The sequence below is a fragment of the Roseivirga sp. genome, assembly GCF_049099775.1.
Lineage (GTDB): Bacteria > Bacteroidota > Bacteroidia > Cytophagales > Cyclobacteriaceae > Roseivirga.
The window spans coordinates 646394-672594 of record NZ_JAGDZM010000004.1 but is presented as its reverse complement, the minus strand read 5'-3'; the positions used below and the strand labels follow the sequence as shown (position 1 = coordinate 672594).

Here is a 26201-nt window from a genome sequence, read left to right as displayed (position 1 = left end):
TAACGATTTGTTATGAGAATTAAGCTATCAATTCTATTTACTCTTTATCTAATTTCAACTCCGGTTTTTAGTCAGTATACCATAAGAGGAGTAATTAGCGATGCAGTAACAAAAGAGCCCATGCCTTTTGCTACAGTGTTTTTTGCTGGAACAACAATAGGAACAACCACTAATGAAAAAGGAGGTTACCAACTTCGAGTGGATAGTAAAGGAACCTATGATTTGATTGTGAAATTCATAGGATATGAAACCTATGCTGCGCAAGTGACCCTCGGCGCAGCTGAAGTATCTCGATTGAATATCGAAATTACTCCAGGATCGAAAGACCTTGGGAGCGTAGTAGTAGTAGCAAGGAAGAGTGCTCAGTGGAAGCGTTACTTTAATGAATTTGAAAAGGTATTCCTTGGGACTAGTGTCAATGCCTTGAATGCAAAAATCGTCAACAAAGAAGTTTTAGATTTTACCTTCAACGAGGAAAAACAGCAGCTTTCTGCTTACGCTTATGAACCTCTGATTATAGAAAATAAAGAACTGGGTTACACTGTGAAATACTATTTAGAGCAGTTTATTATAGATTATATGACTGACGTCAGTGGTTATTATGGGTATACAAGTTTTGAGCCCATGGAGCCTAAGAATAATCGTAAAAAGAAGATGTATGAAAGTAATAGGGCCATGGCTTACAATGGTTCTTCCAATCACTTTTTTAAAGCATTATACAAGAACAGGCTTAAAGAAGAAGGGTTTGTTATAGAATTGAATAGTGATTTGTCTGGAGAGCAAACTAGAACTGCAAGTCAAAAAACGATCATGAATGAAATGCTTCGCTTAGATCCTATCGAGAAGTTTAAACAACTGACGTTCGATAACTATATGAAGATTTCTTACATGAATGAAAGAGAATCAACACGATACAGATCCGCAGTTGCTTCCAAACCCGCTACAGGTTTAACGATATCATCAGAAAGGAGTAGGAATCAAGAGTCTTGGATTCTCTTAGTTGAAGGTTATTCATCTATTGATTTTGAAGAGAATGGTTTTGTGAGAAACCCAATCTCTTTTTATTCTTATGGGTACTGGGCCTTCGAAAAAGTTGCCGATATGGTGCCGATTGATTTTGAACCAGAGAAGAAATGAAACTTTATCCTTTAGCATTATGATAAAAATCATTTCTATATGGTCAACCTAATGTTTAGAAATCAGTTTAATCAGTCATATCATTGTAACTTCAGCGCTTAAATAATTTTGTTCTATGAGGTCTAAATCATTCTACTTGCTTCTGGCGCTTCTTTATTGCACTCAGAGTTTTGCTCAAAGTGCTTTTACTCTGAAAGGCATAGTAAAGGATGCTACTTCAGGCGAATCTCTGCCTTTTGCTACCGTTTTCTTTGCCGAAACAACTTATGGGACAACTTCTAAAGATGACGGCACATATGAATTAGTCGTTAAAAGCGCAGGTACATATGACCTGATTGTAAAGTTTGTTGGTTACAAAACTTATGTGGCTCAAGTGACATTAGGTGAATCAGAGTTAGCGGAATTTGATATTCTAATTTCCCCAGACACGAAAGATTTAGGAAGTGTTGTGGTTTCAGCTAAAAAAGATCGAAACTGGGAAAGTAACATGATCGAGTTTAGACGAATCTTTTTAGGTGAATCAGATAACGCACGGCAAAGTAAAATACTGAATGAAGAAGTAGTAGATTTTATAGATGACATTGAAACACGGACGCTTGAAGCCTATGCCCAAGAACCTATCATTGTTGAAAATAACGCGTTAGGCTATGAGATTACCTATTACCTAGAAAGCTTTATAGTGGATTATAATAGTAACCTCAGTACTTATTTTGGCTACACCATCTTTAAAGAAATGAAGTCGAGGAATAAGAGAAAACAACGGACTTGGGAGAATAACAGGAAACTTGCTTATGAAGGCTCTCCGGTTCATTTCTTTACTTCATTGTATGAAAATAAACTTCAGGATGAGGGTTTCCTTGTTCAAAAAGCACAGGATATTGAAGGAGTTGGTCGAGTTTTAGATCCTCGAGAAGCTCAGTTGTTTGATAGTTTAAAAGGCGGTAAATCGAATATTTCGAAACAACTACCATTCGAAAACATTCTTTATATCACTTTTCAAAAGGAATATGAATCAGAGCTTTATCAAAAAAGAACTAACAGAACACCTGGTCGACTTTCAGTGGGAAAAGTAGAGAAAAACAAACCTCAGCAATCTTGGATATCAATGCTAGACGATAACAGATCGATTGAATTTGAACCAAATGGATATATCTACAATCCGACGGCCTATTATTCTGCAGGATATTGGGGTTTCGAAAAAGTGGCAGAAATGCTTCCGATTGATTACCGGCCAAAGAAGGAAAACTAGACTAAAAAGAGGTTTTTAAAGGCCTCGTATATTTCTGTGTTCTGTTGTGAATCGGAAAAGACTTCCAGGATTTTTGGTCGTTCAGCATGTTCGAAAAACGATTCTAAATGAGTATCTAAACCCGTTTTATTATCGCTACTTAAATACTCAAAGCCAAATTCCTCAGCTGTAAGCTCAGCATTTAAAGATTGCTCGGTATGGAAGAGCTTTTCATAGTCTGCTTGACTTCGAGGACCGTTGATCATTCTAAAAATACCACCACCTTGATTGTTTAAAACGACAATCCTTAAGTTGCTTAAATTTTCATTGTGCCAGAATGCATTTCGGTCATAAAAGAAAGCCATATCGCCGGTGAACAATGTCACCATTTTATCCTGTGCCAATGCCGCTCCTACAGCTGTGCTATTACTCCCATCAATACCGCTTGTGCCTCGATTAGCGAATACTTCAATAGCCTTTTGAGTGCCTAAGATATTTGCATAACGTACGGTCATGCTGTTGGCTAAGTGCAATAGACTTTGGTCAGGTAAGACATTTAAACAAGTATCTATTGCCTTTAATTCGCCGAAAGAACAGGTGTCTAAGAATTTCCTAGAGACATTTATAGCGAGTTCTTCTTTATCTAGCCACTGCTTATTGAACGCCGAGTTTGACGGTTTTGAAATGAGATGATTCAACTCACCAAAAAAGTAGGAAGGATCAACATTGATTGACTTCGTTACATGCTGAAGCGTATCGTTTACCTGTGTTGACTGATGAATATGCCAATGGTTTTTGGGCGGGTGCTCTCTCAGAAATAGTTTTAAGTTTTTAGAAATCAGAGATTTACCAATAGTGATTAGTAAATCGGGTCTTAATTCTTTCAGGTTTTCAAAATGGCCAGCTTGTAAAAATGCATCTTGGTGTTGAACGCTGCCTTTAATCAAGTGTTGATTTCCGATGATATCATTTACTACAACGACATTATGATTTTTTGCAAAACTTTGCAATGTCTCTTGAAGCTTTAAATCAGGTTCTAACTGACCGATTACAACTAAATGTTTATTGCTCGAAGCCCAAATGCCAGCAAGGTCATTCCATGCCTCATCCGAAAGTTTAGGTTCAGAGGAAGGGGAGTCGATAATTCTTACATTTTCATCAAAGGATATTTTTTCTTCTGCAGAAGGATAGAAGGGTTCTCGTAATGGAATATTGATATGTACGGGTCCTTTAGGGAATGATCTGCATGATATAATTGCCTCATTGGTGATTCTATTGGCAAACCATAAATCATCTTTATGAGCTCCTTCTACAGGGAATTGAAAACTGTGTTTAACATGTTTACCGAAAATTCCGTTTTGCTGAATTGTTTGTCCATCGTATTGATTCATCCATTCTGGAGGTCTATCAGCGGAAAGTATTAAGAGAGGTATTTCCTGATAAAAAGCCTCTGCCACGGCTGGTGCGTAGTTATAAACAGCAGAGCCAGAAGTGCAAATTAAGACAACTGGTTTTCCTTGTTGCTGCGCCATGCCCAATGCAATAAATGCCGCGGATCGCTCATCTGAAATTACTTTAATATCAATTTCAGGATGGGCATTGAATGCAAGAGTAATAGGTGCTGAACGTGACCCAGGAGAGATAACGGCGGTATTTATTCCGTGTTTAGCACAAATTGCAGCGATATTGTTAATGTGTGGTAATATCACTTGTTGTAATTGAGTACGTTCAAAAGCGTGTTGAATTTAATCTCCGTTTCTACTAATTCTTTATGTGGATCCGAATCGGATGTAACACCTGCTCCGGCATATAGTATAGCTGCTCTTTCAAGCAATTGCATACACCTTAAGTTTACGAATAAGTGTGTTTTTTTCTCTACATTAATTGGGCCTAGAAACCCGCTAAAGAAATCTCGGTCAAAACCTTCATGTTCCTTCAAAAACGGAAGAACATTTACTTTGGGCATACCTGCTACGGCAGAAGTAGGGTGAAGAAGCTCTAACATGATAGTGGCAAGCTCAGGAAAATTAGTAGCCTTTGTATCAACCTCATATGTGGTTTTAAGGTGAAGTAAGTTACCCGCCTTAATCGTTTTTGGACCTAATTCAAGGTATTCTCGTAGCCTTATTTTCTTAAAGCAGTTGATAATGTACCTGCTGACCATCGCTTGTTCTTCAATTTCTTTTTGCGTCCAAGCGGTATCGCTCATTCGCTTCGCTTCATCTGCGCGTTGAGTGCCGGCCAAAGCCACAGTTTTGAAAGAGTCACCTGATTTTTCAATGAGCACTTCAGGAGTAGCACCTATCCAAGTACCCATGGTTGGAATGGAAACAAGAGAGACAAATGCACTAGGATATGACTCGATTAGGTTTAAAAGGAGCTGAACTGGACTGAAGCTACCTTCCAAATCAATACGTTTAGTACGCGCTGGCACTATTTTGTCGAATGAACCTCGTTCAATTTCTTCAATACATTTTTGAACGAGCGATTCAAAATCACTGTTTGAACTACTGAGCCTATCTGGCTTAAAGTGATAGTTTGGTATTGTTACGCCTTGGTCTAAATAGGACGTAAATGTATTTCTGAAGTTTACTTCTACTTCTGAAGAAGGTTCATCAACTGTTTTTCGAGTTTCTATGACTTCTTCAAAGTCAAATGAAAGGCTAAAATTGGCCTCAATGAACTGTGTTTTTTTATTGTCAATGTCAAAGGGTGCAAATACAAAACCTTCACTCAAATCTTCTATGTCTACTTTTTTTATGCTTGTTGTTGGCTTGAAACTTACCGTAAGGTTTAACTCAGTTGTATTAGGGATTCTCCAGAAAGCTATTGGCAAGTTTAGGTCAAAGCTAGCTTGTAAAGCAGCTGTTAAAATGCTGTCTTTAGGATAAGCGCTCAAGTTTTTAGTTAAGACTTTTGACTTGCTATTAATATTCATTTTTTATCGATCACTGCTAGGGTGAGCCTGCTTACACAGACTAATTCTTCTAGTTCATTTGTGATGGTTATCTCCCAAATTTGAGTCCTTTTACCAATATGTATAGGTGTAGTTTTACCATATACAAAGCCAGATTTTGCACTTTTAATGTGATTGGCATTTATCTCTAATCCAACGCAATGTTGTTCTTTATTGTTTACCGTTAATGTACCGGCAATACTCCCTAGTGTTTCAGCCAAAACAACTGATGCTCCACCGTGTAAAAGTCCCATGGGTTGCGTTGTCCGGTGATCAACAGGCATTTTAGCTTTTAAAAAGTCTTCACCAATCTCAATAACCTCAATGTCAAGGTGTTCTACCATAGTATTCTTACTCATGGTATTTATCATTTCAAGTGTTACACCTTGTTGGAACATATGAGTCGTAATTATTTATAGTTTTGCGGCAGAGCAGGGCAAAAATAGGACAAATTGATGATCAAAAAAATATACTTAACACGCCATGGACAAACCGACTTTAATAAAAAGGGGATTGTTCAGGGAAGTGGTATAGACTCGGATTTAAACGATCTTGGGAATAATCAGGCTAATGCATTTTTTAATGCATATAAAGACATCCCTTTTGATAGAGTATATACATCTGCCTTAAAACGTACTCATCAGTCAGTAAAGGCATTTATTGAAAAGCCACTGCCTCATGAAAGTTTACCTGAACTCAATGAAATAAGTTGGGGAGATCGAGAAGGTGTTGTGGTTGATGCTGAGGGTGAATCTTATTACAAATTAATGCTACAATCTTGGCGAGAGGGAAAAGTGGATTTTGGTATTGATGGAGGAGAAAGTCCTATTGAGGTGGCAGAACGTTTAAGACATGGGTTGCATCATATACTGAATCAAACAAATGAAGAATGTATATTAATCTGTATGCATGGAAGGGCCATGAGAATTATGCTGGCCGTGATGCTAAACTACCCCTTAAAGTGCATGGATATGTTCGAGCATTCGAACTTGTGTTTGTATAGGTTAAATTATACCGGAAGTATGTTTACCATTGAAAGCTACAATGACACAGCACACCTTAGTGGTTTAAGCGCTCAATAGCAATTTTCGCTTTTGCGTCGAGACTTGCCTTATATGGGTGCCGCTTTAGATTTAGCACCTCTTGAAAATACATCAACGCCGATGCTTTATCTCCCTTTTGCCTCATCAAGTAACCCGCTTGTAGAAATGAATTGGGTCCGTAATATGTTTCAGAAATAAATTCTGCATTGGCAATAACAGTTCTGTAATGTGTCAGCGCAGCCTCATAATTGCCAGTAAGGTGGTTGATTCTGGCCTTGCGATAAGTCAACTCTAGTTTTTCATAGTCACTAATGTTTTCTGCCTCTAATTCTTCGATCAGCACGGACGCGCGTTGATAAAAACCTCCATCAATGGCGTACCTTATTTTGAGTGAAAGTGGTCTTTGGTTGGGGAGGTCTTTAATAAGCTTTGCAGCATTTTTATCTATTTCCGATTGTTCGTTTCCGTTTTCTTTAGCAAGGTTCAAATACTTTTGATACAATTCTAAGTCGCCCGATAAGCCATGAGACATACCGATTTTCAAGTATGCATCCTTGACATAACTATTGCCCTGGAAAGCATCCAAAAACTTTTGGTAACCCGTAATAGCCTTGTCGTATTCCTGGCCTTGGAAATGTGTTTCAGCAATTAGGTAATCGTGAAAAGGGAATTTAATGGCACTGTTTTCAAGTAATTGCCTTGCGTCTAAAGAGTTATGAATTTTTGACTTGACCAGCGCTGATACATAATTAACGAGAGGGCTTTTCCCTCGGGAAAGAATTTGATCTATATGACCTGACGCTTTATTGTAATCTTCGAGAAGAAAGGATTGAATCATAGCTTTAATTAGTTCTGATTCTAGAAGAAGATCAGCATAGCGGTTATCGATCTTTTCGAGTTGAGATATTCCTTCAAAAACATCACCCTTAAGTCCAAAAAGCTTCATTAGCCATTGGTTTTGGCTTGGGACATTTCCAAAGATAACGTTGAGTGCACCAAGAGTTCTGTTGTTAGGCTGAAAGTCAGGAAATGCTTTTTGTTGTTTGTTAATTGTTTTGGATGCACTTCTCAGGCCCCAAAATGTATCCCAGTCATTACCGAATTTAAAGTTTACAAATGCCCATTGGAGTTTGATTTCAGCTTTTACAAACCCATACCAAGGGTCATTCATGTTTTTAAAAGCATCAAGTTTGTCAAGTCGATCGCTTTTGTTCTTCTCTAGCCTTTCGAAAAGATCATCATTCTCTAAAAGGATAACCTGAAGAATATCATTCAGGTTTTCATAATATAAGTCGAGTGGGGTAGTAGGAACAGCATTGTGTTGTGCTGTAAAGTTAAATGCTAGAAGAGTTTTGAGCCTAGCATGTTGCGCCTCTTGTCCGTTGGCTGTCAAAAAAGGTAAGAGCATAAAAAATGGATAGACTATAAAGCCTATCCATCTGTATTTTCTAAAAGAAGAGTTGCGCTTAGCTTTCAACTTTTTTTCTTCTGCTTCTTTTTGGTTTTTCTTCAGCAACAATTTCGTCTGTAACTTCTGCAAGGATTCTTCCACAGTGCTCACAAACGGTAATTTTCTTACTGTCTCTAATGTCAGCCTGTCTTTGTGGAGGCACAACATTAAAGCATCCGCCACATGCACCACGACTTACGGGTACTACGGCTAAACCGTTTCTTGCATTGTCTCTTAATTTGTTATAAGAGATCAGCAATCTATCCTCAATATCCTTTGTGGCCTTATCTCTCTGATTTAAAAGCTTCTTTTCGTCAGCTTCACTCTCTTTAGTAAGAACTTCTAATTCAGACTTTTTAGTATCTAAATCTTTTTCTCTTTCAGAAAGCTCCTCTTGAGTTTTTTCGATTTCGCCTTTTTTGATTTCAATTTTAGCGAAGGCTTCTTTTATTCTTTTTTCAGAAATCTGAATTTCAAGGTTCTGCAGTTCCATTTCTTTCGTAATCGCATCGTATTCACGATTGTTACGAACGTTCATTTGCTGCTCCTCGTATTTTTTAATTAGTCCTTCAGAGTTTTTTATTTGAGTCTTATGATCAGAAATATTTCCCTCCAACTCTGCAAGCTCCGTATTGAATTTTTCTACTCTCGTTTGATAACCAGCGATTTCATCTTCAAGATCTGCAACCTCATCAGGTAATGCACCTCTTACTTTTTTAATTTCATCTAGCTGAGAATCAATTGATTGTAGGTGCTTCAAAGCGCCTAATTTCTGTGCGACTGTTTTTTCCATTGACAATATTTTTTAGAAGTATTTTACTGGATTCGTATCCACCTCTGACAAATAGGTTGCAATATTAGCAAATTTTTCTCTGATAAACCCATCAATCAGCTCTTTTGTAAAGACTTCACTTTCGTAATGTCCAATGTCTGCAATCATGATTTTACCCTCTGAATCGAAGAATTCGTGATACTTGAAATCCGCGGTCACAAATGCATCAGCACCTTGGGCTTTTGCATTGCCCAAAAGAAAGCTTCCGGCACCCCCACAAACAGCCACTGTTCGAATAGAATTTGATTGGTTTTCCGTATAACGTATGGTATTTAAGTTCATGTTCGCCTTTAAATGAGACAAGAATTCTTGCTGCGTTAACTGGCTTGGTAATTCTCCAATCATACCAGACCCAATTTCGGTATTCACATTTTTAAGGGATTGAACATAATAAGCTACTTCTTCATAAGGATGAGCTTTTTTTAAAGTAGATATAATCTTTCCTTCAAGAACACTCGGAAAAATCAGTTCAATCTTGTCTTCTTCTACTAACTCATGTTGGTTTGTTGTGCCGATGGTTGGGTTAGTGCCTTCTAGCGGTTTGAAACTTCCTGTACCTGCTACTCTAAAACTACAATCGCTATATAAGCCAATGTTGCCGGCTCCAGCGGCATGAAGTGCCGTCAGCAGTGTATCAGTGCTATTAGTCGGCACCATTACTTCCAGTTTGAGAAGCGTGTCTCTTTTAGGAGATAAAATCTTAGTGTTTTTTAAACCGATCAGCTCAGCGATTTTCGCATTTACTCCATTAAATACGTTGTCTAGGTTTGTGTGAATGGCATAAATGGCTATGTCATGTTTAATGGCCTTTATAATAGTTCGTTCTACATAGTTTTTACCATTAAGTTGCTTTAAACCTTTAAATACAATGGGATGATGGGCGACTATTAAGTTGCAGCCTCTTTCTATGGCTTCTTCTACAATCGATTCAATACAGTCCAAGGTAATTAACACACCAGAAACTTTAGTTTCATATGTTCCTGTGATCAGGCCTGCATTGTCATAACTTTCTTGGTAACCCCGAGGAGCAATATTTTCCAGAACGGCAATGATATCCTTGATTTTTGTCATATTTGACGTTATTTGCAGCTTTTAAAAGACTAAATATAGTTAGCCGAATTTAATGAAGTTCATTCGAACCATACTCTTTCCATTCTCAATAATTTATGGCTGGATAATGAACCTCAGAAACAATCAATTTGATTCTGGCCAAAGAAGGCAAACCAAATTTGATCGTCCCGTTATTTCTGTTGGAAACTTATCGGTAGGAGGTACCGGGAAAACGCCAATGATCGAATATTTGATCAGGTTGTTCAAAGATGATTATCAACTCGCCACCATAAGTCGTGGCTATGGTAGAAAAACAAAAGGGTTTAAAAGAGCCAGTGCTGAGGATGATGCAGCTACTATAGGAGATGAGCCTTATCAATTTTATAAGAAATTTGGCGATGAAATGGTTGTTTCCGTTTGTGAGGAAAGAATTCTAGCGATTCCCTCTTTACTCTTGGATGATGATAGCTTGAACCTTTTTCTGCTGGACGATGCTTACCAACATCGGCAGATGGGAAGAGATTTTAATATAATGCTCTCGGATTTCAACGAACCGTTCTATAAAGATTTTGTATTGCCTACAGGAAACTTAAGAGAGCCAAGAAAGGGGGCTTCGCGTGCCGATGCCATCATAATAACGAAATGCCCAATGCATTTGGAGGATATTGATAAGGACAATATCAAAAACAGCGTGAGAATTTATAACAGTACATCACCAATTTACTTCTCAAGCATAAAGTATTTGCCGATTCGTCCTGTTTTTAACGCCGCTAAAGCAGAAAAAGAAATCGGCCTATTGACTGGAGTGGCTAAGGCGGGAATAATTGCTGATTACCTGTCCGCAAACCATCATATAAAAGAGCATTTAGAATATCCTGATCATTACCGTTTTAGAGCGAACGATCTTTCTGATATAGGAAAAAAAATGAAAGAAAAAGATGTTCGAAGTTTAGTGACGACGGAGAAAGATATGGTACGACTTTTGCCTTTTAAGGACCATCCCGTTTTCAGCAGCATTGATCTGTATTACCTTCCAATTGCTTTTGAAATTGATCGAAAAGAAGAATTTCAAGAACAGTTAATGAAGGTGGTAGAAAAGGTAAACTAGATTTGTAATTTTGAGCGTGCGCAATTTTTTATTCTTATTCATTTTCTCTTGTTGCTTTTCTGCTTCGGCCATAGCCCAAAGTGGTTTAAGAAATTCAGAAAGCGATTCATTATTATCGGCTAGGAGTAAAGCTAGGGAAGACGCCCAGGTGAAAAAAGGTAATTATAGTGCCAAGACTACGAGGTTTACCTATGAGGAGAATTTCAAATTCAACAACATAGTATTTAGCAACCCAGATACTATACCCAATAATCTCCATCACTTTACTGATCTTTCGCAGAGTGGCCACCTAATTCAAAATTTAGGGAACATGGGTACGGCGTATAGATCGTTGTTTTTTGAGCCTTCAAAAACAATAGGAAGAACTTCTGGATACAATGCTTATAACCAGTTTTATACCTACCCAGAGGAAATTAAATATTACGACACAAGATCTCCTTATACCGATGTTTCGGCATCTTTCGGTGGTGGTGGTAGGGCTCGGACGAACGTAACGTTCGCTTTAAATGACACTGTTCATTTTAATATTGGATTCAATTTCAATAGTATTCGCTCTGATAAACAGCTCGCTTTCTTGACGCGGGGCGACAATCAGGTAAAGAGTAATGATTACAATATTTTTGGCTTTTTGCGCCCTAAGAAGCTTCCTAAATATTTGCTCTTATTTAATCTGACTCAATTTAATCATGAAGTTGATGAGCAGGGAGGTATTATAGATCCGAACCTGGAGAATAATCCAGATACAACTTTTTTTGGATATCAAGATGCGAATGTAATTCTGGAAGATGCCACAAGTTCAGATCGGCGTGGTGGCTTTCACATATATCAGCAATACGACCTGGATTCTATATTCCAAGTCTATCATTCCTTAACCTTCCAAGAACAAATAACCCGCTTTTACGATGACTATGATAGAACAAATTCTGACTCTTTGCTATATGATGAAGTGGATGGTCAATCGACTGGTATAATAGAACAAAGAAACACTTTTAGGGAGTTTTTGAACGAATTTGGATTAAAAGGAAGAACTAAGAAGTTTTCATATACCCTGTACTATAAGAATAGATTGCTTTCATTCGACGAGGTTTTAGCTCCATCTAAACTTACGGAAACAGAGCATTATATTGGTGGAACACTTAGGCAGCAACTTACTTCTAAAGTATTCTTAACAGCTTCTGGAGAGTTGTTATTTGGTGGAGGATACTTTGTAGAAGGAGAGTTCACTAGTGATTTTTTCGATGCTAAATATAGTCGCATCAGCAATGGGCCTTCTTTTCTAGCTACTCAGTATAATGGTCAGCAAAGGCAATGGACCAACAATTTTGAAAATCAAATTTCCGATAATATAGAAGGAACAGTAAAACTAGACTTTGGAAAGTTCAAGCTGAGACCTTTTGTGAAGTTTAATAGAATAGAGAATTACACCTTCTTTAATTCAGATCGTGTTGCGGCGCAAAGTAGTAATGATTTAGTGCTCTTGTCGCCAGGAATTCACATGAACTGGGATATTTCCAGTAAATGGAAATGGAAAAGTTCATTTTACTATAACTCAGTTTCGGGTGATGCGTCGAATAGCTTCCGAATTCCTGAGTTTATTTCTCAGTCCCAATTGGCCTATAACAATATGCTATTCGATGGTAAGATGATGTTGCAAGCTGGTGTAGATTTACACATGAGGAGTAGCTATTTTGGCTTGGGTTATGACCCTACCATTCAGCAATATCACTTACAGGATGTTTTCGAAAACGATGGTTTTGCGAAATTGGATCTCTTCCTAAATTTTAAAGTTCAGACGGTAATGATCTTCGCAAGATCTAATCATTTTAACCAGAGTTTGGGATTGGGAGGGTATGAAGGCTACTTTATAACGCCTTTCTATACCGGCAATCGCCAAACTCTGGATATTGGAGTTCGATGGTCGTTCTTCGATTAGTTTGAACTAAACAAAGCAAAGTTTGCACCGAAGTTCAGTACGTGCTTGAACTGAATTTTACGCTCGAAGTTTCCATTGTCTTGTGCAATCAAGATGTCATCATCATAAATCAACTGTGTACCGAAGGTAGCGTTGAACCATTTGTTCACTTTCATAACTAAAAGCGTTTCCCAGTTGGTATCTACATTTCCGAAAGAGTCGTAGGCTGTAAAGAAGTTTAGCGTACTTTTAAAAGAGATGTTTTCCATAATAGGGATATCAAGTACTGCCAAAAAGTTAGTACCAAACTCAGTTCTGATTTTATCTCCAGGATCAACACCATAAGCACCAGCTGCCGAAAGCTCATCATCCAATACGAAAGTAAATTTACCAGCCGCAGGAGCAAAAGATATGTTCAGGTGATCTCCCAGGCTTTTATCCAGGCCTAGGTTTATCGATAAGTAACCAGGGGCCATGAACGTGGATATTTTTGTGGCGATTTCCTCGCCGATATTGATTGGATCGGCCGCAAACGTATTACCGTCGAGTAATTGTGTTCTCAATATACCCGTAAGACTCCATGACAAGTCTGATTTCATTTTCTGGCTATATCTGGAAAGTAGAATGATAGCGTCATCAGTTTTACGGAAATCTTGTTCACCAACTTTGGCTCCACCAAGTGCAAAGTCAAATTGATTCATCCATGAGGAGCTTCCTTTTATTCTTTCTAAAGAAGTATTAAAAACCGTACCGATCGCCAGAGAGCTTTCACCTCCACCTGCCCAGTTGGAAAGCCCAACATTAGCGAAGTTTACGCCCCATGTTCCGGATTTTTTAATTGTTACAGAATCAGCATCTTGCGCTTGTAAAGCAACTGCGCTGAAAATTAAGAGTAGTGTTAGTAGTTGTTTTTTCATAATTGTATTGAACCTTTCAAAAAAATGATCAATTGATTTTCTAATAATGGAGCTCAAAGGTATTATTCTCCTTGGGAAATATTATTTAAATGCTCAAATTTCTTGACCTCGTCTATTCTAAGGTATGAAAACAAATTTCGATAATAATATACTAGGGTTACAGCTACCAACAGATCCAAGATGGGTTGATGTTGCAGAGATGAACATTCAAGAAATCCTTGTTGATCATGCCTATTGTGAGCAAAAGGCGGCAACTTCTTGTATTTCGTTAATTGTACAATTTCCTGAAAAAGCAGAATTAGTTGCCATGATGACCGAAGTTGTTGCTGAAGAATGGAGTCATTTTGAACGTGTTATTGGCCATTTAACCAAAAGGGGATATCAGCTTGGCAGAATGCGAAAAGATGAATACGTACTGGCGCTGCAAAAGATTTTACAAAAAGGAGGTAGCAGAGAAGCACAATTGGTAGAAAAGTTATTATTGAATGCTTTAATCGAAGCCAGAAGCTGTGAACGTTTTAAAATTCTGCATCAAGGAGTGACCGACGAGGAATTGCGAAAGTTCTACTATGAATTGATGATTTCAGAAGCTGGTCACTATAAGAATTTTATAAGCTTAGCAAAAACCTATATGCCTGACGAATATGTTCAAAAGAGATGGAAAGAATTTTTGCATGAAGAGGCCAAAATCATTCAGTCTCTAGAAGTTCGTGGCGATAGAATGCACTAAGCTTAGTGAGGCTCTAGTCTCTTTGGTCAAAATACTGTAGAGAGTGACTGAAGTTTCCTTTTAAATTTTTCTGACCCATGCTTAAGTCAAAAGAGATAATCAAGTCTGGAAGGGTTCCAGAAATCGTCATTGTTCCATTTAACGCTGAAAGCGTGAAATCTCCCGGGTCTTCAAACTCGTTGTTATTCGTTCTGTCTATTAACCAATCTGCTGTAAATGTTGATGTTCCAAGTTCTTCAGTATTTGAAAAAGTATATTCCCCAATTGTAAATTCAATAGCGCTACTAGACGATAAGATGAAACCCATCAAATATTCAATGCCGTTCTCGTCAGGTTGAAGTTCTTGATCATCACCGTCGATGACCCTAATCAACATGGCGTCTGTTAAACCTATTTCTACTTGATAACCTTCATCTGAAACACCATAGTCAATAAATATGCCGTCATTAAGTTTATAGATTTGACCATCCCATGAAAGTTCGTTAGCTCCTGGTTCTGGATCTGTTTCCGGAGTATCTTCCACGTCATCACTCGATGAGCAAGAAAGAAAAACGCAAGTTGTAAGTAAAAGTGTAAAAAAATGTGGTTTGAAATAAAACGGTTTATTCATGTGTTTTATCATTTAAGTGAATAATAAAACAACAGAGTAAAATGATTTTTATCTAAAGAATAATGACAAATGGTTGGGTTATTCAGTCTTACGTTTCTTTTTCTTAGCGGCAGGAAACAGGATGTTATTGAGAATCAACCGATAACCAGGTGAGTTAGGATATAGGTTTAAATCCGTTGGTTCTTCACCTACTCTATGCTGATAATCTTCAGGGTCATGCCCTCCATAAAAGGTCCAGAAACCTTTTCCAAAGACACCATGAATATATTTTGCCTCATTGGCAGATAGCGTTTCGCCCATAACTACTACATCTGGCTTTACTACACGCTTTTTAAACGATGTGGTTTGCCCATAAAAGCCTTTAACTAAGTTGGTGTGATTTTGGGTAAGCATGGTGGGTATAGGATCCCATTTGGCGGAAAATTGAAATAATTTAAAATAGTCGTTTCCTTCGTTTAAGGCACGCTGTCTTCTCGATTCTGTATTGTCAATATCCGAGAACTCGTATTCCAACGGGTCTTTTCTCAATCTAAAGTTTTCAAATGCCAGTGTTTTAGAAAAATCAAACTTCGATTCAGCAGATGGGTCTGCAGGATCTCCATCGAACATTCCTTCAATAAAGTCTACACCGTCGGCGGCAAGAGCTATATCGAAACTGTCTGTTGCTGAGCACATTGCAAATAAAAAGCCACCACTAGCAACAAAAGTTTGTATCTTTTTTGCTATCGCTAACTTCAATTCTGACACTTTTTTAAAACCATGTTTACTCGCCATGGCTTCATAGTCTTTTTGCTGTTGTATGTACCAGCTATAGTTTTTAAATGTGGCATAAAACTTACCATATTGACCTGTGAAGTCTTCATGGTGAAGGTGAAGCCAATCATATGTTGAAAGCTCGTCTGCCATCAATTCATCATCATAAACTACGTCATAAGGAATTTCGGCATAAGTTAAAGCAAGCGTCACAGCATCATCCCAGGGCATCTTACTTTTTGGAGAGTAAACGGCAATTTTTGGCACCTTTTCAAGGCGCATCATATCCATGTTAGTAGAAGGTGCTGAAAGCTCTTTGGCATACCGTGCTGCGTCCGCATCAGAGATCATTTCATATGAAACTCCACGTATCACAAGTTCATTTTCTATTCCCGTTCTACCAGGTAGTAAAAAACTTCCGCCTCTATAATTTAACATCCAGTCGATTGGTTCGTCTTGATTTAAAACCCAATAGGCTACGCCGTAAGCTTTCATGTGATTTGACTGGTTCTCATCCATGGGGACGAGAATTTTATTACCGTAACATTGAAGGCTGAAAGAGGTTAAAACAAAAAGGATAAGAATTCTCTTCATAGTGAACAGGAATTTGAACCGTTTAAGTGTGGAATCGTTTAATTTACATATTTGTTACTAAAGTCTGACCAACGGTCTCATACATTTGTAACGAGCAAAAACTAACATAGATCAATGAATCTAGCGCAGAATATTAGTGAAGGTATAACTTCTATTAAAGGCAACATCCTAAGAACGGTCTTAACAGGCTTAATTATTGCCATTGGGATTACTTCTTTAGTCGGAATGCTAACGGCCGTAGATGGAATAAAAAGTGAAATAGATTCAAGTTTATCCAATCTCGGAGCCAATAGTTTTGATGTGAATTCGAAATTTGTTCGAGGTAATAGGAATGGAAGGAAATCCAAATCTTATGAACCGATTGGGTTCGATGAAGCAATGCGATTCAAAAAAGATTTTGATTACCCTTCAACAACCACAGTTTTTACTCGTGCAAGTGGAGCTGCTGAAATTAAGTACGAAGAAAAGAAGACTAACCCGAATATTTCAATTACTGGTGGGGATGAGAATTATTTTACCATCAAAGGCATCGATATAGAAGAGGGTAGGAACTTTTCATCTTTAGAAACGCAATATGGTAACTATGTATGCATCTTAGGAACCGAAGTAGTGAAATCTCTCTTCGAAAAGAATGAAGACCCTATCAATAAAACAGTAAAGTTTTACGGAAATAATTACCGTGTAATTGGTGTTTTGGAAGAGAAAGGTGGTTTTGGAGGTGATACAGAGGAAGATAGAAATATTATAATCCCATTGCTCAATGCAAAAAGGCTTGATCGTCGTGGTACGATGAGGTTCAATATTACTACAATGATAGCCAACCCAGAGAACATTGATTATGCCATGGGTGAAGCCACAGGTTTCATGCGTAAAGTAAGGGGTGATGAAATAGGCGAGGAAGATTCATTTGAATTGGAAAGAAGCGATTCGGTAACCGAAGCTTTAGACGACATTACAAATGGTATGCGTTGGGCCGGTTTTGGTATAGGTGCTGTAACACTTCTTGGTGCAGCCATTGGCCTCATGAATATTATGATGGTAACTGTGACTGAAAGGACTAGAGAAATTGGTGTCAGAAAGGCTCTTGGTGCTACACCACAAAGAATTCTGCAGCAGTTCTTGATTGAAGCTGTTGTTATTTGTCAGATGGGAGGAGTTGTTGGGGCAATTCTGGGGATAATCGTTGGTAATGTCATCGCCCAATTCCTTGGAGGGGCTTTCGTTATTCCTTGGGTATGGATTACTGTAGGCTTAGTTGTTTGCTTGATTGTAGGTGTTGTCTCTGGGTACATTCCAGCTAAAAAGGCGGCAAGCCTCGACCCAATCGAGTCATTAAGATTTGAATAAGCGGTTCATAGCGCTGATTAAAAAGACTCAACTTGTTGAGACTTTTTTTATCTTGGGGGACATATAAAACTTATCAATTATGGATTTCAAGGACCCCGTACATAAAAAAGTCATCGGTATAATCTTCGTTGTATTTAGCGCGTTCTGGCTAATTGGTTTTGCTTTCTACGATCAATTGATGGATTTTATCCTAGATATGGCCATGAGAGAAGATGATTTCGATCCAAATGTCCTTTGGATATTCGATATCATAAGCTCAATAGTTTGGGGAATAGCATTATTGTTTTTTGTACCACGTTTAATCATCGGGATAGGGCTTATTGGCGAGAAAAAATGGGCTAACATTCCTGGGCTTATCTATGGCGTTATCAGTTTGCTGAACTTTCCTTTCGGAACCCTACTCGGAATTTATAGCATTATTGTATTTACTGCTAAAAGACGCGAAGAAGAAGATTATTGAGCAGGAACGTGAATCACTTTCTTAGTATCAAAGAACTCCTCATCAAAATAGTCACTCAGTTTATGGGTGGCTATTCTTTTTAAGCGAGACTCCTGTAGTTCTTCTAAAAGATCGCCCCCTTTTAAGTAAAGAATTCCATTCTTGGTTTTATGCCTTGATTTCGACTTGAAATTTTTCTTTACCCAAGGGTAAAATTTACCAAGTCGAGTAACCGCTCGGCTGATAACAAAATCATATTCATCTTTGATCTCTTCAGCCCTGCAATGTTGACCTTTTACGTTTTCTAAGCCTAGTGTGTTTGCAATGGCATTGACTACTTTAATCTTCTTGCCAATTGAATCAATTAAATGAAACTGACACTCAGGAAATAATATAGCTAATGGAATACCTGGAAAACCACCACCTGTACCTACGTCTAAAAGGGTAGTGCCTTTTTTGAAGGAGACTATTTTTGCAATGGCCAAAGAGTGAATAATATGTCTCTCATCAATATTTTCAATGTCTTTTCTGGAAATCACATTGATTTGCTCATTCCATTCAGCGTATAAGGCAGGTAGTTTAGAAAACTGTTCCTTTTGAATGGGACTTAAATCAGGAAAGTATTTATGAAGAAGCTCCATTACTGTTTATATAAACTGATAGTAAATGATTGAAAGGTATGACTTACCCGAATTTAGATATGGTCTTTCTTACTCTTTACCAAGTCATACATTAATTCTCTTGCGCGGTGCAATTGCGCTTTAACTGTACCTAGGGGAGCTTCCAGCTCTTTAGCAATTTCGTCATAGCTGAGCTCGTCGAAATAACGAAGTTTCACAAGCCGCTGATATTTAGCCGGGAGTTTGGTGACGAACATCCTAACCAATTCAATTTTTTGTGCTTTAATAGCTTCCTCCTGAGGATTTAAATTTTTATCCTGAACGTCAATCGATACTGAATCGCCATTATCATCTTTGTAAGACGTATCCAAGCTCATGGTATCAAGACGCTTTTTACGGATAAAATCGATGGTATTATTCGTTGCGATTCTGAAAAGCCAAGTACTGAAAGTGAAGTCTTTTTTAAACTTGTGCAGGTTTTTAAATGCTTTAGCAAATGCCTCGATAGTTAAGTCTTCTGCATCATCCACATTTCTAATCATTTTTAGAATCATGTGATAGACCGGCTTTTTATATCGTTGCATTAAATCAGCAAAAGCCTGTTGATTTTGACCAGAGACTGCTAAGTCAATTAATCTAAAATCTTCAAGTGCTTTATCTGAAAACTGCTTACCTACTTCCATTGAATATTTTTAGTTAACAACGCTTTTAAACCAACTATTGGATAGTAAATGCTGTAACAAAGATCTAACAACGGAACACTCCATAAGTTTATGGGTGAACCGAGTTTTCGACCTAAGCGGGCAAAGATAACATAAAATGACAAGCTCCTGAGTGCGAAGGCAGTCAAAATGAAATATGGATTTAAAGCACTAACCAACAATGTGAAAAATAATATCCACCCAAACAGAAAAGATAACGTAAAAAGGCCTAAAAGCGTTCTGTCTTTTTTCTGATAGTACTTTCCGGCTGATAAGTGTCGAATTTTCTGTTTAAAGTAATCGCCCCAAGAATTTTCAGGAAGAGACTGAGTTTGACTTTGGTGACTAGTAATGACAATTGTGTTTTTGGAGTTGCTCAAGGCATTGACCATTAAATCATCATCCCCACCCACATGATCTGAAATACTTTCAAGAAGGCTTAAATCATATTTTGAGCGTCTTATGGCCATGTTTCGACCGAGCCCCATATAGGGCTTACCCATTTTAGTAAAGCCTACAAATTGTATAGCTGTAAAAAGTGTTTCAAACTGAATGAATTTATTCAAAAACCCCTGACGGTATTGATAAGGGGAGAGCCCTAAAACAATATCTATATCAGGATTAAAGGCATTGCTGATTTCTGAGATCCATTGATTTGAATTAGGAATACAATCAGCATCGGTGAATAGCAAAACTTCATTTTTTGCTTGTTTTATCCCTTGATAGATGGCGTTTTTCTTTCCTGACCATCCATCGGGTAGCTCAGAAACATCAATATGATGAAAGTGGCCAAACTTCTTTGTGTAGCTATTTAAAATGTCTAAAGTGTCATCTTCCGACCTGTCATTGGCTATGATCACTTCAAAGTCGCAGTGCGTCTGCTGGCTAAGTTTTTCCAATAATCCAGCTACGTTAATTGATTCATTTCTGGCCGCAATAATCACAGAAACGGACTTTTCGGCTTTATGCTTCATTCCCTTTTCTGTTTTGATAACTGTATTGAATCGTACATAAAAACACACCTGTACTACTAGTACGGCGACGAAAACATATAGGACTAAAGTGAGCATTCAAGAAAGAATAAGTTTCAAAGAAATAAGAATTGACCAATACTGCTATTTTTGTGCGATCAAATAGTTGTAATGGACTTTAAGTTAGAAGCAGAGGATAAAGGGTCGAAGGCAAGAGCTGGGGTTATATCAACCGATCATGGTGAGATAAAAACACCCATTTTTATGCCCGTAGGAACTGCAGGAACGGTAAAGGCGGTTCATCAAAGAGAGCTGAAAGAGGATGTTTCTGCTCAAATCATTTTAGGTAATACATATCATTTATACTTAAGACCTGGCCTAGATGTAATTGAGGGCGCCGGCGGATTACATAAATTTAATGGCTGGGATGGTCCAATACTTACGGATTCTGGTGGGTATCAGGTTTATTCACTCGCCAATACAAGAAAAATAAAGGAAGAGGGAGTTACTTTTAAGTCACATATAGACGGCTCTAAACATACCTTTACTCCGGAATATGCCATAGACATTCAAAGAACTATTGGTGCGGATATAGTTATGGCTTTTGATGAGTGCACACCATATCCATGTGAATACGGCTATGCTAGGAAATCATTGGATATGACCCATAGATGGTTGAAAAGATGCTGCGATAGGTTTGATACGACTGAAGATAAATACGGCTATAGCCAAACACTATTTCCAATTGTTCAAGGCAGCACTTACAAAGATCTTCGTGAGAAATCAGCTGAAACAATAGCGTCGTTTGGTCGAGAAGGAAATGCAATTGGTGGACTTTCAGTAGGCGAGCCGGCAGAAATGATGTATGAGCATACTGAAATTGTCTGTAATATTCTTCCAAAGGATAAGCCGAGATATTTAATGGGTGTAGGTACGCCTGAAAATATTTTAGAGTGTATTGCCTTGGGAGTAGATATGTTCGATTGCGTTATGCCTACTAGGAATGCCCGACATGGTTTACTTTTCACCTCAGAAGGAATTATAAATATTAGAAACGAGAAGTGGAAAAGTGATTATTCGCCGGTAGACGAAGCACTGGGAGGGTATGTGGATTCTTTTTATTCTAAAGCATACTTACGTCATTTGGTGCATAGTAAGGAAATGTTAGGGGCGCAAATCGCTAGTATTCATAATCTATCTTTCTATTTATGGCTAGTGGGAGAGGCCAGGAAGAAAATTGAAGAAGGCACGTTTATTGATTGGAAAAACGTGATGGTAAAGAAGCTAACAAGAAGACTTTAATGCGGATTTTAGATCGATATATTCTCAAGAAATTTTTAACCACTTTTGTTTTTGTAGTGGCGATTCTTGTAGCTATCGTATTGATTATTACTTATTCGGAAAGGAATGAGAGTTTTATTAAAAACGATGTTCCGGCAAGCCTAATTCTGAGGTATTTCTTGTCATACGCGCCGTATATCGCCAATCTTATTACACCGATAACAGTATTTATTGCAACAGTATTTGTGACCTCTAAGCTAGCAAGTCATACTGAGATAATTGCCATCTTAAGTGGTGGGGTTAGTTATCCAAGAATGCTTAGACCATTTTTCTTTGGATCAGTCATTATAGCCATTGCTAGTTTTTTTCTAACGGGTTGGATCATCCCTAATGCGAATAAGTTTAGAGTGGCCTTCGAAATTCAATACTTTGATAAGGAATTTAATTATAGTGAAAGAGATGTTCATATTAAGGTATCACCCACAAAGTATGCTTATGTATCTTCTTACGATAGCCAGAATGATGTAGCTTTTCGATTTACATTAGAAGAAATCCAAGACAAGGAAGTTTTATGGAAGCTTTCCGCTCGGGAAGCTAAGTGGGATACTACAGAACTGGCTTGGAGCTTAAGCAAGTGGAGTTTACGTTCCTTTGAACAAGAGGAAGAGACGTATAAATATAAGTACCAGAATGATACTTTGGTGAAAATAAATATGACGCCGGCCGACTTTGGTAATACAAAAGGATTAGAGCAAACCCTCACCATCAATGAGCTTGAGGAATACATAGAAGACCTGAAAATGAAAGGTGCTGATAACATTGCCATCTACGAAATAGAATTACTGGTGCGCTATATGTCAGCCTTTACAGCCATTATTCTGACTTTCATAGGTGTGATATTGTCGTCTAGAAAAACTCGTGGAGGGGTAGGTTTCCAAATAGCACTCGGCTTCTTTATTGCCTTCATCTATATTATACTTTTTATAGCAGCAAAAAGCAATGCCGAAACAGGTTCAATGAATCCACTTCTGGCTATTTGGCTACCCAATATTGCATTTTCAATTCTAGGTGTACTCCTTTACCGCTTAGTACCTAAGTAATGAACGCCACAGTAAAAGATTTCGCTAAACTTCATTTCATCGTTTTTCTATGGGGTTTTACGGCCATCATAGGCAAAGAGATGAGTATAACTGCTGCAGATGTAGTGTTGTATAGAACGGGCTTAGCTGCGATTGTGATTGCTGGCTTTATGATCATCAAAAAATTAAGCTTTCAATTCGAACCAAGCGTTATTCTGAAGCTCAGTTTGACAGGGTTGGTTATTGCCATGCACTGGTTTCTGTTTTTTGAATCTGCGAGAGTATCCAATATATCTGTTTCGCTGGCAGGTATGGCTACTGCCACTTTTTGGACCAGTTTGATTGAGCCAATTTTTACAAGAAAATCGGTAAAACCAATAGAGGTCTTACTTGGGTTAATCGTGATTTTTGGATTGTACATCATATTTAGGTTTGAATTCGATAATGCAGTTGGCCTCACCTTAGCCATTCTTTCTGCTTTATTATCAGCGGTGTTTTCAGTTCTTAATGCAGGTTTTGCTAAAAAGTATTCTGAGTATGGCATTACGTTTTATGAGATGCTCGCCGCCTGTGTGGCGATAGCAATCTTTATACCCATTTACAAGGTCAGTTTCTTGAATGAAGCTGCATATGCCATTCCTAACCTAAAGGACTGGGGGTTACTACTCATACTTTCAGTGGTTTGTACTGTCTATGCCTTCTCTGCTTCTGTGGAACTCATGAAGCGAATTTCGGCCTTTGCTGTTAACCTAACTATCAATTTAGAGCCTGTTTATGGTATTTTAATGGCGCTTATTATTTATGGGGAGAAAGAGCAAATGAGTAATGGTTTCTACTATGGTACGCTCATTATTATTGGGGCAGTATTGTCATATCCTATCATAAAACGCAGGAAAAGAAAGCGGTTGCAAAACGCTAGGCCCTAGTGCTTTTTTATTCAAAGGCTTTATAGCGAACTCCGGTTTCTAAGAAACTGACTTTTCCTTTGGCATATTCAAATCTCGTTTTAAAATCGATCTGTTTTTGTCCATCCGTTTTAAATACTAGAAAGTGGAGGTGAGGCCCTGATACATAACCAGTAGCACCAGATCTCCCGATTGGCTGTCCACGTTTCACTTTGTCGCCTTCAGCCACAATTGCCCCATTTTGTTGTAGGTGATGATATTCGGCCATAGTACCATCCTTATGAAGAATTCTAACGAAGTTACTGTCATCAATGCATCGGTTAGACGCGCAGCCTCGATTAGAATCCTCTCTTACTTTTACGACAAGGCCTTCTCTGGCAGCAACAACGGTTTCACCTTCAGGCATTGTGAAATCTAACGCATTGACCCCTTGATGCGTAAACCGACCATTATAACCCTGGGTCATTCTAAAGGAGCTTCCTTGCGCAAAAGGTAGCTGATATACATATTCATCATTATGCACCGCGTCAACGTCACCTTCCATGTATTCGAATTTGTAGGAAAAGGTCCAGCCTCTATTTTTTGGAACGATAAACTTGGCGAGTAACTGATTTCTCTTTTTGCCTTGAACCACAATATGCTTAGGCAAAGGCTTATCAACTTTCAGCCCTTTAGATTCTACATTGATAACAACCGTCTGAGGAGTAAGTCCGTAGTTATCGGCAAATATCAGTATGAATCCATCAATTCTTTCCTCGTAAATTTTGAGTGCATTCTCTTGACCGAAAGAGGAGAATGGTAGTAGAATGAGTAAGAAAAAAACTCTAATCATGTAGAGGAAACGATTTGCATACAGTTTATTACACGTATTCTAGATTATCTGGATTTATATTTCATTCCATTTTCTATATAGCCAGTAGATTTTTTGCTCAACCTAAATTTCGTCTCAATCGTTTTGTTGCCTTTGAAAACTTCAAATCTAAGTCTTGGTGATTTACTCCATCCAGTATTCCCACTTGAGCCAATGTAATCTCCTGCTTTAACTAAGTCTCCGACTTTTACATCCACACCATTTTTACGAAGGTGGCTGTATAAGGCCATTGTGCCATCGCTGTGTCGAATGATTATATAGTTGGCAAATTTTGCACAGTCAACTACTGCACAACCTGTTTCAGAGTCGCTTCTAACTAATAGTACTTCACCATCTCTAGCCGCGCGAATGGGAGTTCCTTCTGACATTCCAATAAGTAGAAAATAGTTTTCGGCATTATTAGGGGTGATTATTTTGTAAGAATCTCCCTTTCTGTAGGGTAGGGAATAAACATATTCGTCATCATGTTTAGCATAGATATCGCCCATGAAATACTGAGAACCAGCCCAATTTAATTTAGAGGCTGCTATATCTTCCATAAAGAATTTAGCAGCCACAAAGTTGTCTGTATTTGGAGGTACCACAATAAACTCCTTCAGCTCCCCGTCAAGCTTCATCTTCGAGTAGGCCAGTTTAAGGCTGACAGTCTGTGCGTATGGTTTCGGGTTTGAAATGTAGAGTTTCATAGTATCTCCTTTACTTCTGGCCTCAAAGCTTATGTCTGATTGCATGGCAAGTAGGGAGGATTGCCCAATGATCAGTAGGAGAATCATTAAAATGGTAATGTTGTTAATTTTCATGTCAATCAAGATTACGTAAAGCGAAAACCTGTATGCGACCTTTTAAAGTGGTATGATTTCTTGAAAGCTAAACGCAGAACTATCAATTGGTTCCGGTTTTTTTTCAAAAACCCCAAAAATTGTCGATCCAGAACCACTCATAGCTGCATATAAAGCACCTGATAGATATAGTGATTCTTTTAGGCTTTTCAATGATGGGTGCTGATTGAAAACAGAATCCTCAAAGTCGTTAACAAGGGATTCTTTCCATAAATCGAAGTCCTTTGATAATAATAATTCTTCAATATTCAGCGGAGCTTTTTTAGGAACAACGCCTGCATAGGCGGATTGCGTGGAAACGTGAATTTCTGGCTTAATTAGTTGTAGATAATAGCCGCTAAGGGATAATTTAATGGGTGATAGCTCGGTGCCAGTACCTGTGCCGATTGCCGGTGTGTTTTGAATAAAAAATGGGCAATCACTTCCGAGTTGCTCGGCGTAATATTCTAAAATGGAGTCGTCTAAAAACAGTTGAAACGCCTCATTGAGCAAGCTGAGCATAAATGCACCATCAGAAGATCCACCACCAAGACCGGCGCCCATTGGTATATTCTTTAGTAAATGGATCGTAAGTTCAGGAAGCGGATAATCCCTTTTCAGAAGTTTATAGGCTTTTAAAACTAGGTTGTCTTTGCTGTTTCCGGGAATTTCAATGCCACTAGATTCGAATATTGTCCTTTTGCTAGGTATTACCTCTAGGGCATCGGTAATAGGTATTGGGTATAGGCAAGTGTTAATGGAGTGGTATCCATTTGGAAGCCTTTCCGTGATTTGAAGGCCGAGGTTTATTTTTGCATTTGGGAAAACAATCATACAAAAAAGTGATTC

At 38.2% G+C, this 26201-nt stretch carries 26 protein-coding genes; 11 read left to right on the top strand and 15 right to left on the bottom strand.

Annotation, left to right across the window (positions count from 1 at the left end):
• Positions 1-12 precede the first annotated feature (12 nt).
• Both JXQ92_RS07425 and JXQ92_RS07420 read left to right on the top strand, forming a co-directional pair.
• Complete coding sequence (locus JXQ92_RS07425) at positions 13-1137, top strand: carboxypeptidase-like regulatory domain-containing protein (protein WP_421985970.1); 1125 nt, start codon at positions 13-15, stop codon at positions 1135-1137.
• Between the two features lie 115 nt (positions 1138-1252).
• Positions 1253-2386, top strand: coding sequence for a carboxypeptidase-like regulatory domain-containing protein (locus JXQ92_RS07420; protein WP_421985969.1), 1134 nt, complete (start codon positions 1253-1255; stop codon positions 2384-2386).
• Here JXQ92_RS07420 and menD read toward each other — a convergent pair.
• Genes menD through JXQ92_RS07405 form a run of 3 tightly spaced genes read right to left on the bottom strand, consistent with a single transcriptional unit; the run spans position 2383 to position 5680 of the window.
• Positions 2383-4074, bottom strand: coding sequence for a 2-succinyl-5-enolpyruvyl-6-hydroxy-3-cyclohexene-1-carboxylic-acid synthase (gene menD, locus JXQ92_RS07415; RefSeq protein ID WP_421985968.1), 1692 nt, complete (start codon positions 4072-4074; stop codon positions 2383-2385). The two genes, JXQ92_RS07420 and menD, sit on opposite strands and share 4 nt — an antisense overlap.
• Positions 4071-5303, bottom strand: a complete 1233-nt coding sequence (locus tag JXQ92_RS07410) for a chorismate-binding protein (RefSeq protein ID WP_421985967.1) — start codon at positions 5301-5303, stop codon at positions 4071-4073. Before JXQ92_RS07410 ends, menD begins: the two co-directional genes overlap by 4 nt.
• Entirely contained in the window at positions 5300-5680 is a 381-nt protein-coding gene (locus JXQ92_RS07405) for a hotdog fold thioesterase (RefSeq protein WP_421985966.1), read from the bottom strand. Before JXQ92_RS07405 ends, JXQ92_RS07410 begins: the two co-directional genes overlap by 4 nt.
• A gap of 96 nt (positions 5681-5776) precedes the next feature.
• On the opposite strand from JXQ92_RS07405, the gene JXQ92_RS07400 reads away from it, so the two are divergent.
• Positions 5777-6403, top strand: coding sequence for a histidine phosphatase family protein (locus JXQ92_RS07400; RefSeq protein WP_421985965.1), 627 nt, complete (start codon positions 5777-5779; stop codon positions 6401-6403).
• Here the strand turns inward: JXQ92_RS07400 and JXQ92_RS07395 are convergent.
• Genes JXQ92_RS07395 through JXQ92_RS07385 form a run of 3 tightly spaced genes read right to left on the bottom strand, consistent with a single transcriptional unit; the run spans position 6381 to position 9717 of the window.
• Positions 6381-7880, bottom strand: coding sequence for a tetratricopeptide repeat protein (locus JXQ92_RS07395; protein WP_421985964.1), 1500 nt, complete (start codon positions 7878-7880; stop codon positions 6381-6383). The genes JXQ92_RS07400 and JXQ92_RS07395 overlap by 23 nt on opposite strands.
• On the bottom strand, positions 7831-8607 hold the full coding sequence (locus JXQ92_RS07390; RefSeq protein WP_421985963.1) for a zinc ribbon domain-containing protein: 777 nt from the start codon (positions 8605-8607) through the stop codon (positions 7831-7833). Before JXQ92_RS07390 ends, JXQ92_RS07395 begins: the two co-directional genes overlap by 50 nt.
• Positions 8608-8619: 12 nt before the next feature.
• A complete protein-coding gene (locus JXQ92_RS07385) occupies positions 8620-9717 on the bottom strand; it encodes a Nif3-like dinuclear metal center hexameric protein (RefSeq protein WP_421985962.1) in 1098 nt (365 codons plus the stop codon).
• 52 nt (positions 9718-9769) lie between these two features.
• On the opposite strand from JXQ92_RS07385, the gene lpxK reads away from it, so the two are divergent.
• Together lpxK and JXQ92_RS07375 are read left to right on the top strand one after the other, a co-directional pair.
• Positions 9770-10804, top strand: coding sequence for a tetraacyldisaccharide 4'-kinase (gene lpxK / locus JXQ92_RS07380; protein ID WP_421985961.1), 1035 nt, complete (start codon positions 9770-9772; stop codon positions 10802-10804).
• Between the two features lie 16 nt (positions 10805-10820).
• Complete coding sequence (locus JXQ92_RS07375; protein WP_421985960.1) at positions 10821-12737, top strand: putative porin; 1917 nt, start codon at positions 10821-10823, stop codon at positions 12735-12737.
• Here JXQ92_RS07375 and JXQ92_RS07370 read toward each other — a convergent pair.
• Positions 12734-13633, bottom strand: coding sequence for a DUF3078 domain-containing protein (locus tag JXQ92_RS07370; RefSeq protein ID WP_421985959.1), 900 nt, complete (start codon positions 13631-13633; stop codon positions 12734-12736). The two genes, JXQ92_RS07375 and JXQ92_RS07370, sit on opposite strands and share 4 nt — an antisense overlap.
• Before the next feature lie 124 nt (positions 13634-13757).
• Here JXQ92_RS07370 and JXQ92_RS07365 point away from each other — a divergent pair, with 124 nt between their 5' ends.
• A complete protein-coding gene (locus tag JXQ92_RS07365; protein ID WP_421985958.1) occupies positions 13758-14363 on the top strand; it encodes a tRNA-(ms[2]io[6]A)-hydroxylase in 606 nt (201 codons plus the stop codon).
• 13 nt (positions 14364-14376) lie between these two features.
• On the opposite strand, the gene JXQ92_RS07360 is transcribed toward JXQ92_RS07365, so the two are convergent.
• Both JXQ92_RS07360 and JXQ92_RS07355 read right to left on the bottom strand, forming a co-directional pair.
• Positions 14377-14973, bottom strand: a complete 597-nt coding sequence (locus JXQ92_RS07360; RefSeq protein ID WP_421985957.1) for a hypothetical protein — start codon at positions 14971-14973, stop codon at positions 14377-14379.
• Between the two features lie 78 nt (positions 14974-15051).
• Positions 15052-16320, bottom strand: coding sequence for an asparagine synthetase B (locus JXQ92_RS07355; RefSeq protein WP_421985956.1), 1269 nt, complete (start codon positions 16318-16320; stop codon positions 15052-15054).
• A gap of 114 nt (positions 16321-16434) precedes the next feature.
• Between JXQ92_RS07355 and JXQ92_RS07350 the strand changes: the two genes are divergently transcribed.
• The gene (locus JXQ92_RS07350) at positions 16435-17667 is read left to right on the top strand and encodes an ABC transporter permease (protein ID WP_421985955.1); all 1233 of its coding nucleotides are present in this window, start codon (positions 16435-16437) and stop codon (positions 17665-17667) included.
• A 79-nt stretch (positions 17668-17746) separates the two neighbouring features.
• On the top strand, positions 17747-18127 hold the full coding sequence (locus tag JXQ92_RS07345; protein WP_421985954.1) for a hypothetical protein: 381 nt from the start codon (positions 17747-17749) through the stop codon (positions 18125-18127).
• On the opposite strand, the gene rsmG is transcribed toward JXQ92_RS07345, so the two are convergent.
• From rsmG to JXQ92_RS07330, 3 genes are read right to left on the bottom strand one after another with little or no spacing between them, the layout of a single operon-like run.
• Positions 18121-18747, bottom strand: coding sequence for a 16S rRNA (guanine(527)-N(7))-methyltransferase RsmG (gene rsmG, locus JXQ92_RS07340; RefSeq protein ID WP_421985953.1), 627 nt, complete (start codon positions 18745-18747; stop codon positions 18121-18123). The genes JXQ92_RS07345 and rsmG overlap by 7 nt on opposite strands.
• Before the next feature lie 53 nt (positions 18748-18800).
• Entirely contained in the window at positions 18801-19409 is a 609-nt protein-coding gene (locus tag JXQ92_RS07335) for an RNA polymerase sigma factor (RefSeq protein ID WP_421985952.1), read from the bottom strand.
• A complete protein-coding gene (locus JXQ92_RS07330; protein ID WP_421985951.1) occupies positions 19400-20401 on the bottom strand; it encodes a glycosyltransferase in 1002 nt (333 codons plus the stop codon). Before JXQ92_RS07330 ends, JXQ92_RS07335 begins: the two co-directional genes overlap by 10 nt.
• Positions 20402-20569: 168 nt before the next feature.
• Between JXQ92_RS07330 and tgt the strand changes: the two genes are divergently transcribed.
• The 3 genes from tgt to JXQ92_RS07315 are packed head-to-tail and all read left to right on the top strand — an operon-like array spanning position 20570 to position 23684.
• A complete protein-coding gene (gene tgt / locus JXQ92_RS07325; protein ID WP_421985950.1) occupies positions 20570-21700 on the top strand; it encodes a tRNA guanosine(34) transglycosylase Tgt in 1131 nt (376 codons plus the stop codon).
• Positions 21700-22779, top strand: a complete 1080-nt coding sequence (locus tag JXQ92_RS07320) for an LptF/LptG family permease (protein ID WP_421985949.1) — start codon at positions 21700-21702, stop codon at positions 22777-22779. Before tgt ends, JXQ92_RS07320 begins: the two co-directional genes overlap by 1 nt.
• The gene (locus JXQ92_RS07315) at positions 22779-23684 is read left to right on the top strand and encodes a DMT family transporter (RefSeq protein ID WP_421985948.1); all 906 of its coding nucleotides are present in this window, start codon (positions 22779-22781) and stop codon (positions 23682-23684) included. Before JXQ92_RS07320 ends, JXQ92_RS07315 begins: the two co-directional genes overlap by 1 nt.
• 7 nt (positions 23685-23691) lie before the next feature.
• On the opposite strand, the gene JXQ92_RS07310 is transcribed toward JXQ92_RS07315, so the two are convergent.
• From JXQ92_RS07310 to ispE, 3 genes are read right to left on the bottom strand one after another with little or no spacing between them, the layout of a single operon-like run.
• Positions 23692-24495 (bottom strand): M23 family metallopeptidase, encoded by an 804-nt coding sequence (locus JXQ92_RS07310; RefSeq protein ID WP_421985947.1) that lies wholly within the window; start codon positions 24493-24495, stop codon positions 23692-23694.
• Positions 24496-24539: 44 nt separating this feature from the next.
• Positions 24540-25334, bottom strand: a complete 795-nt coding sequence (locus tag JXQ92_RS07305) for a M23 family metallopeptidase (protein WP_421985946.1) — start codon at positions 25332-25334, stop codon at positions 24540-24542.
• Positions 25335-25376: 42 nt separating this feature from the next.
• The gene (gene ispE, locus JXQ92_RS07300; protein WP_421985945.1) at positions 25377-26186 is read right to left on the bottom strand and encodes a 4-(cytidine 5'-diphospho)-2-C-methyl-D-erythritol kinase; all 810 of its coding nucleotides are present in this window, start codon (positions 26184-26186) and stop codon (positions 25377-25379) included.
• Between the last annotated feature and the right edge of the window lie 15 nt (positions 26187-26201).

Excerpts from the sequence above, each read along its gene's own strand:
- ispE (WP_421985945.1), bottom strand. The coding sequence starts at position 26,186 with ATGATTGTTTTCCCAAATGCAAAAATAAACCTCGGCCTTCAAATCACG.
- JXQ92_RS07345 (WP_421985954.1), top strand. The coding sequence starts at position 17,747 with ATGGATTTCAAGGACCCCGTACATAAAAAAGTCATCGGTATAATCTTC.
- JXQ92_RS07320 (WP_421985949.1), top strand. The coding sequence starts at position 21,700 with ATGCGGATTTTAGATCGATATATTCTCAAGAAATTTTTAACCACTTTT.
- JXQ92_RS07330 (WP_421985951.1), bottom strand. The coding sequence starts at position 20,401 with ATGAAGCATAAAGCCGAAAAGTCCGTTTCTGTGATTATTGCGGCCAGA.
- JXQ92_RS07365 (WP_421985958.1), top strand. The coding sequence starts at position 13,758 with ATGAAAACAAATTTCGATAATAATATACTAGGGTTACAGCTACCAACA.
- JXQ92_RS07420 (WP_421985969.1), top strand. The coding sequence starts at position 1,253 with ATGAGGTCTAAATCATTCTACTTGCTTCTGGCGCTTCTTTATTGCACT.
- JXQ92_RS07350 (WP_421985955.1), top strand. The coding sequence starts at position 16,435 with ATGAATCTAGCGCAGAATATTAGTGAAGGTATAACTTCTATTAAAGGC.
- JXQ92_RS07390 (WP_421985963.1), bottom strand. The coding sequence starts at position 8,607 with ATGGAAAAAACAGTCGCACAGAAATTAGGCGCTTTGAAGCACCTACAA.
- JXQ92_RS07310 (WP_421985947.1), bottom strand. The coding sequence starts at position 24,495 with ATGATTAGAGTTTTTTTCTTACTCATTCTACTACCATTCTCCTCTTTC.
- JXQ92_RS07360 (WP_421985957.1), bottom strand. The coding sequence starts at position 14,973 with ATGAATAAACCGTTTTATTTCAAACCACATTTTTTTACACTTTTACTT.
- JXQ92_RS07410 (WP_421985967.1), bottom strand. The coding sequence starts at position 5,303 with ATGAATATTAATAGCAAGTCAAAAGTCTTAACTAAAAACTTGAGCGCT.
- JXQ92_RS07355 (WP_421985956.1), bottom strand. The coding sequence starts at position 16,320 with ATGAAGAGAATTCTTATCCTTTTTGTTTTAACCTCTTTCAGCCTTCAA.
- JXQ92_RS07400 (WP_421985965.1), top strand. The coding sequence starts at position 5,777 with ATGATCAAAAAAATATACTTAACACGCCATGGACAAACCGACTTTAAT.
- JXQ92_RS07370 (WP_421985959.1), bottom strand. The coding sequence starts at position 13,633 with ATGAAAAAACAACTACTAACACTACTCTTAATTTTCAGCGCAGTTGCT.
- JXQ92_RS07385 (WP_421985962.1), bottom strand. The coding sequence starts at position 9,717 with ATGACAAAAATCAAGGATATCATTGCCGTTCTGGAAAATATTGCTCCT.
- JXQ92_RS07425 (WP_421985970.1), top strand. The coding sequence starts at position 13 with ATGAGAATTAAGCTATCAATTCTATTTACTCTTTATCTAATTTCAACT.
- JXQ92_RS07305 (WP_421985946.1), bottom strand. The coding sequence starts at position 25,334 with ATGAAAATTAACAACATTACCATTTTAATGATTCTCCTACTGATCATT.
- rsmG (WP_421985953.1), bottom strand. The coding sequence starts at position 18,747 with ATGGAGCTTCTTCATAAATACTTTCCTGATTTAAGTCCCATTCAAAAG.
- tgt (WP_421985950.1), top strand. The coding sequence starts at position 20,570 with ATGGACTTTAAGTTAGAAGCAGAGGATAAAGGGTCGAAGGCAAGAGCT.
- JXQ92_RS07315 (WP_421985948.1), top strand. The coding sequence starts at position 22,779 with ATGAACGCCACAGTAAAAGATTTCGCTAAACTTCATTTCATCGTTTTT.
- JXQ92_RS07335 (WP_421985952.1), bottom strand. The coding sequence starts at position 19,409 with ATGGAAGTAGGTAAGCAGTTTTCAGATAAAGCACTTGAAGATTTTAGA.
- lpxK (WP_421985961.1), top strand. The coding sequence starts at position 9,770 with ATGAAGTTCATTCGAACCATACTCTTTCCATTCTCAATAATTTATGGC.
- JXQ92_RS07405 (WP_421985966.1), bottom strand. The coding sequence starts at position 5,680 with ATGAGTAAGAATACTATGGTAGAACACCTTGACATTGAGGTTATTGAG.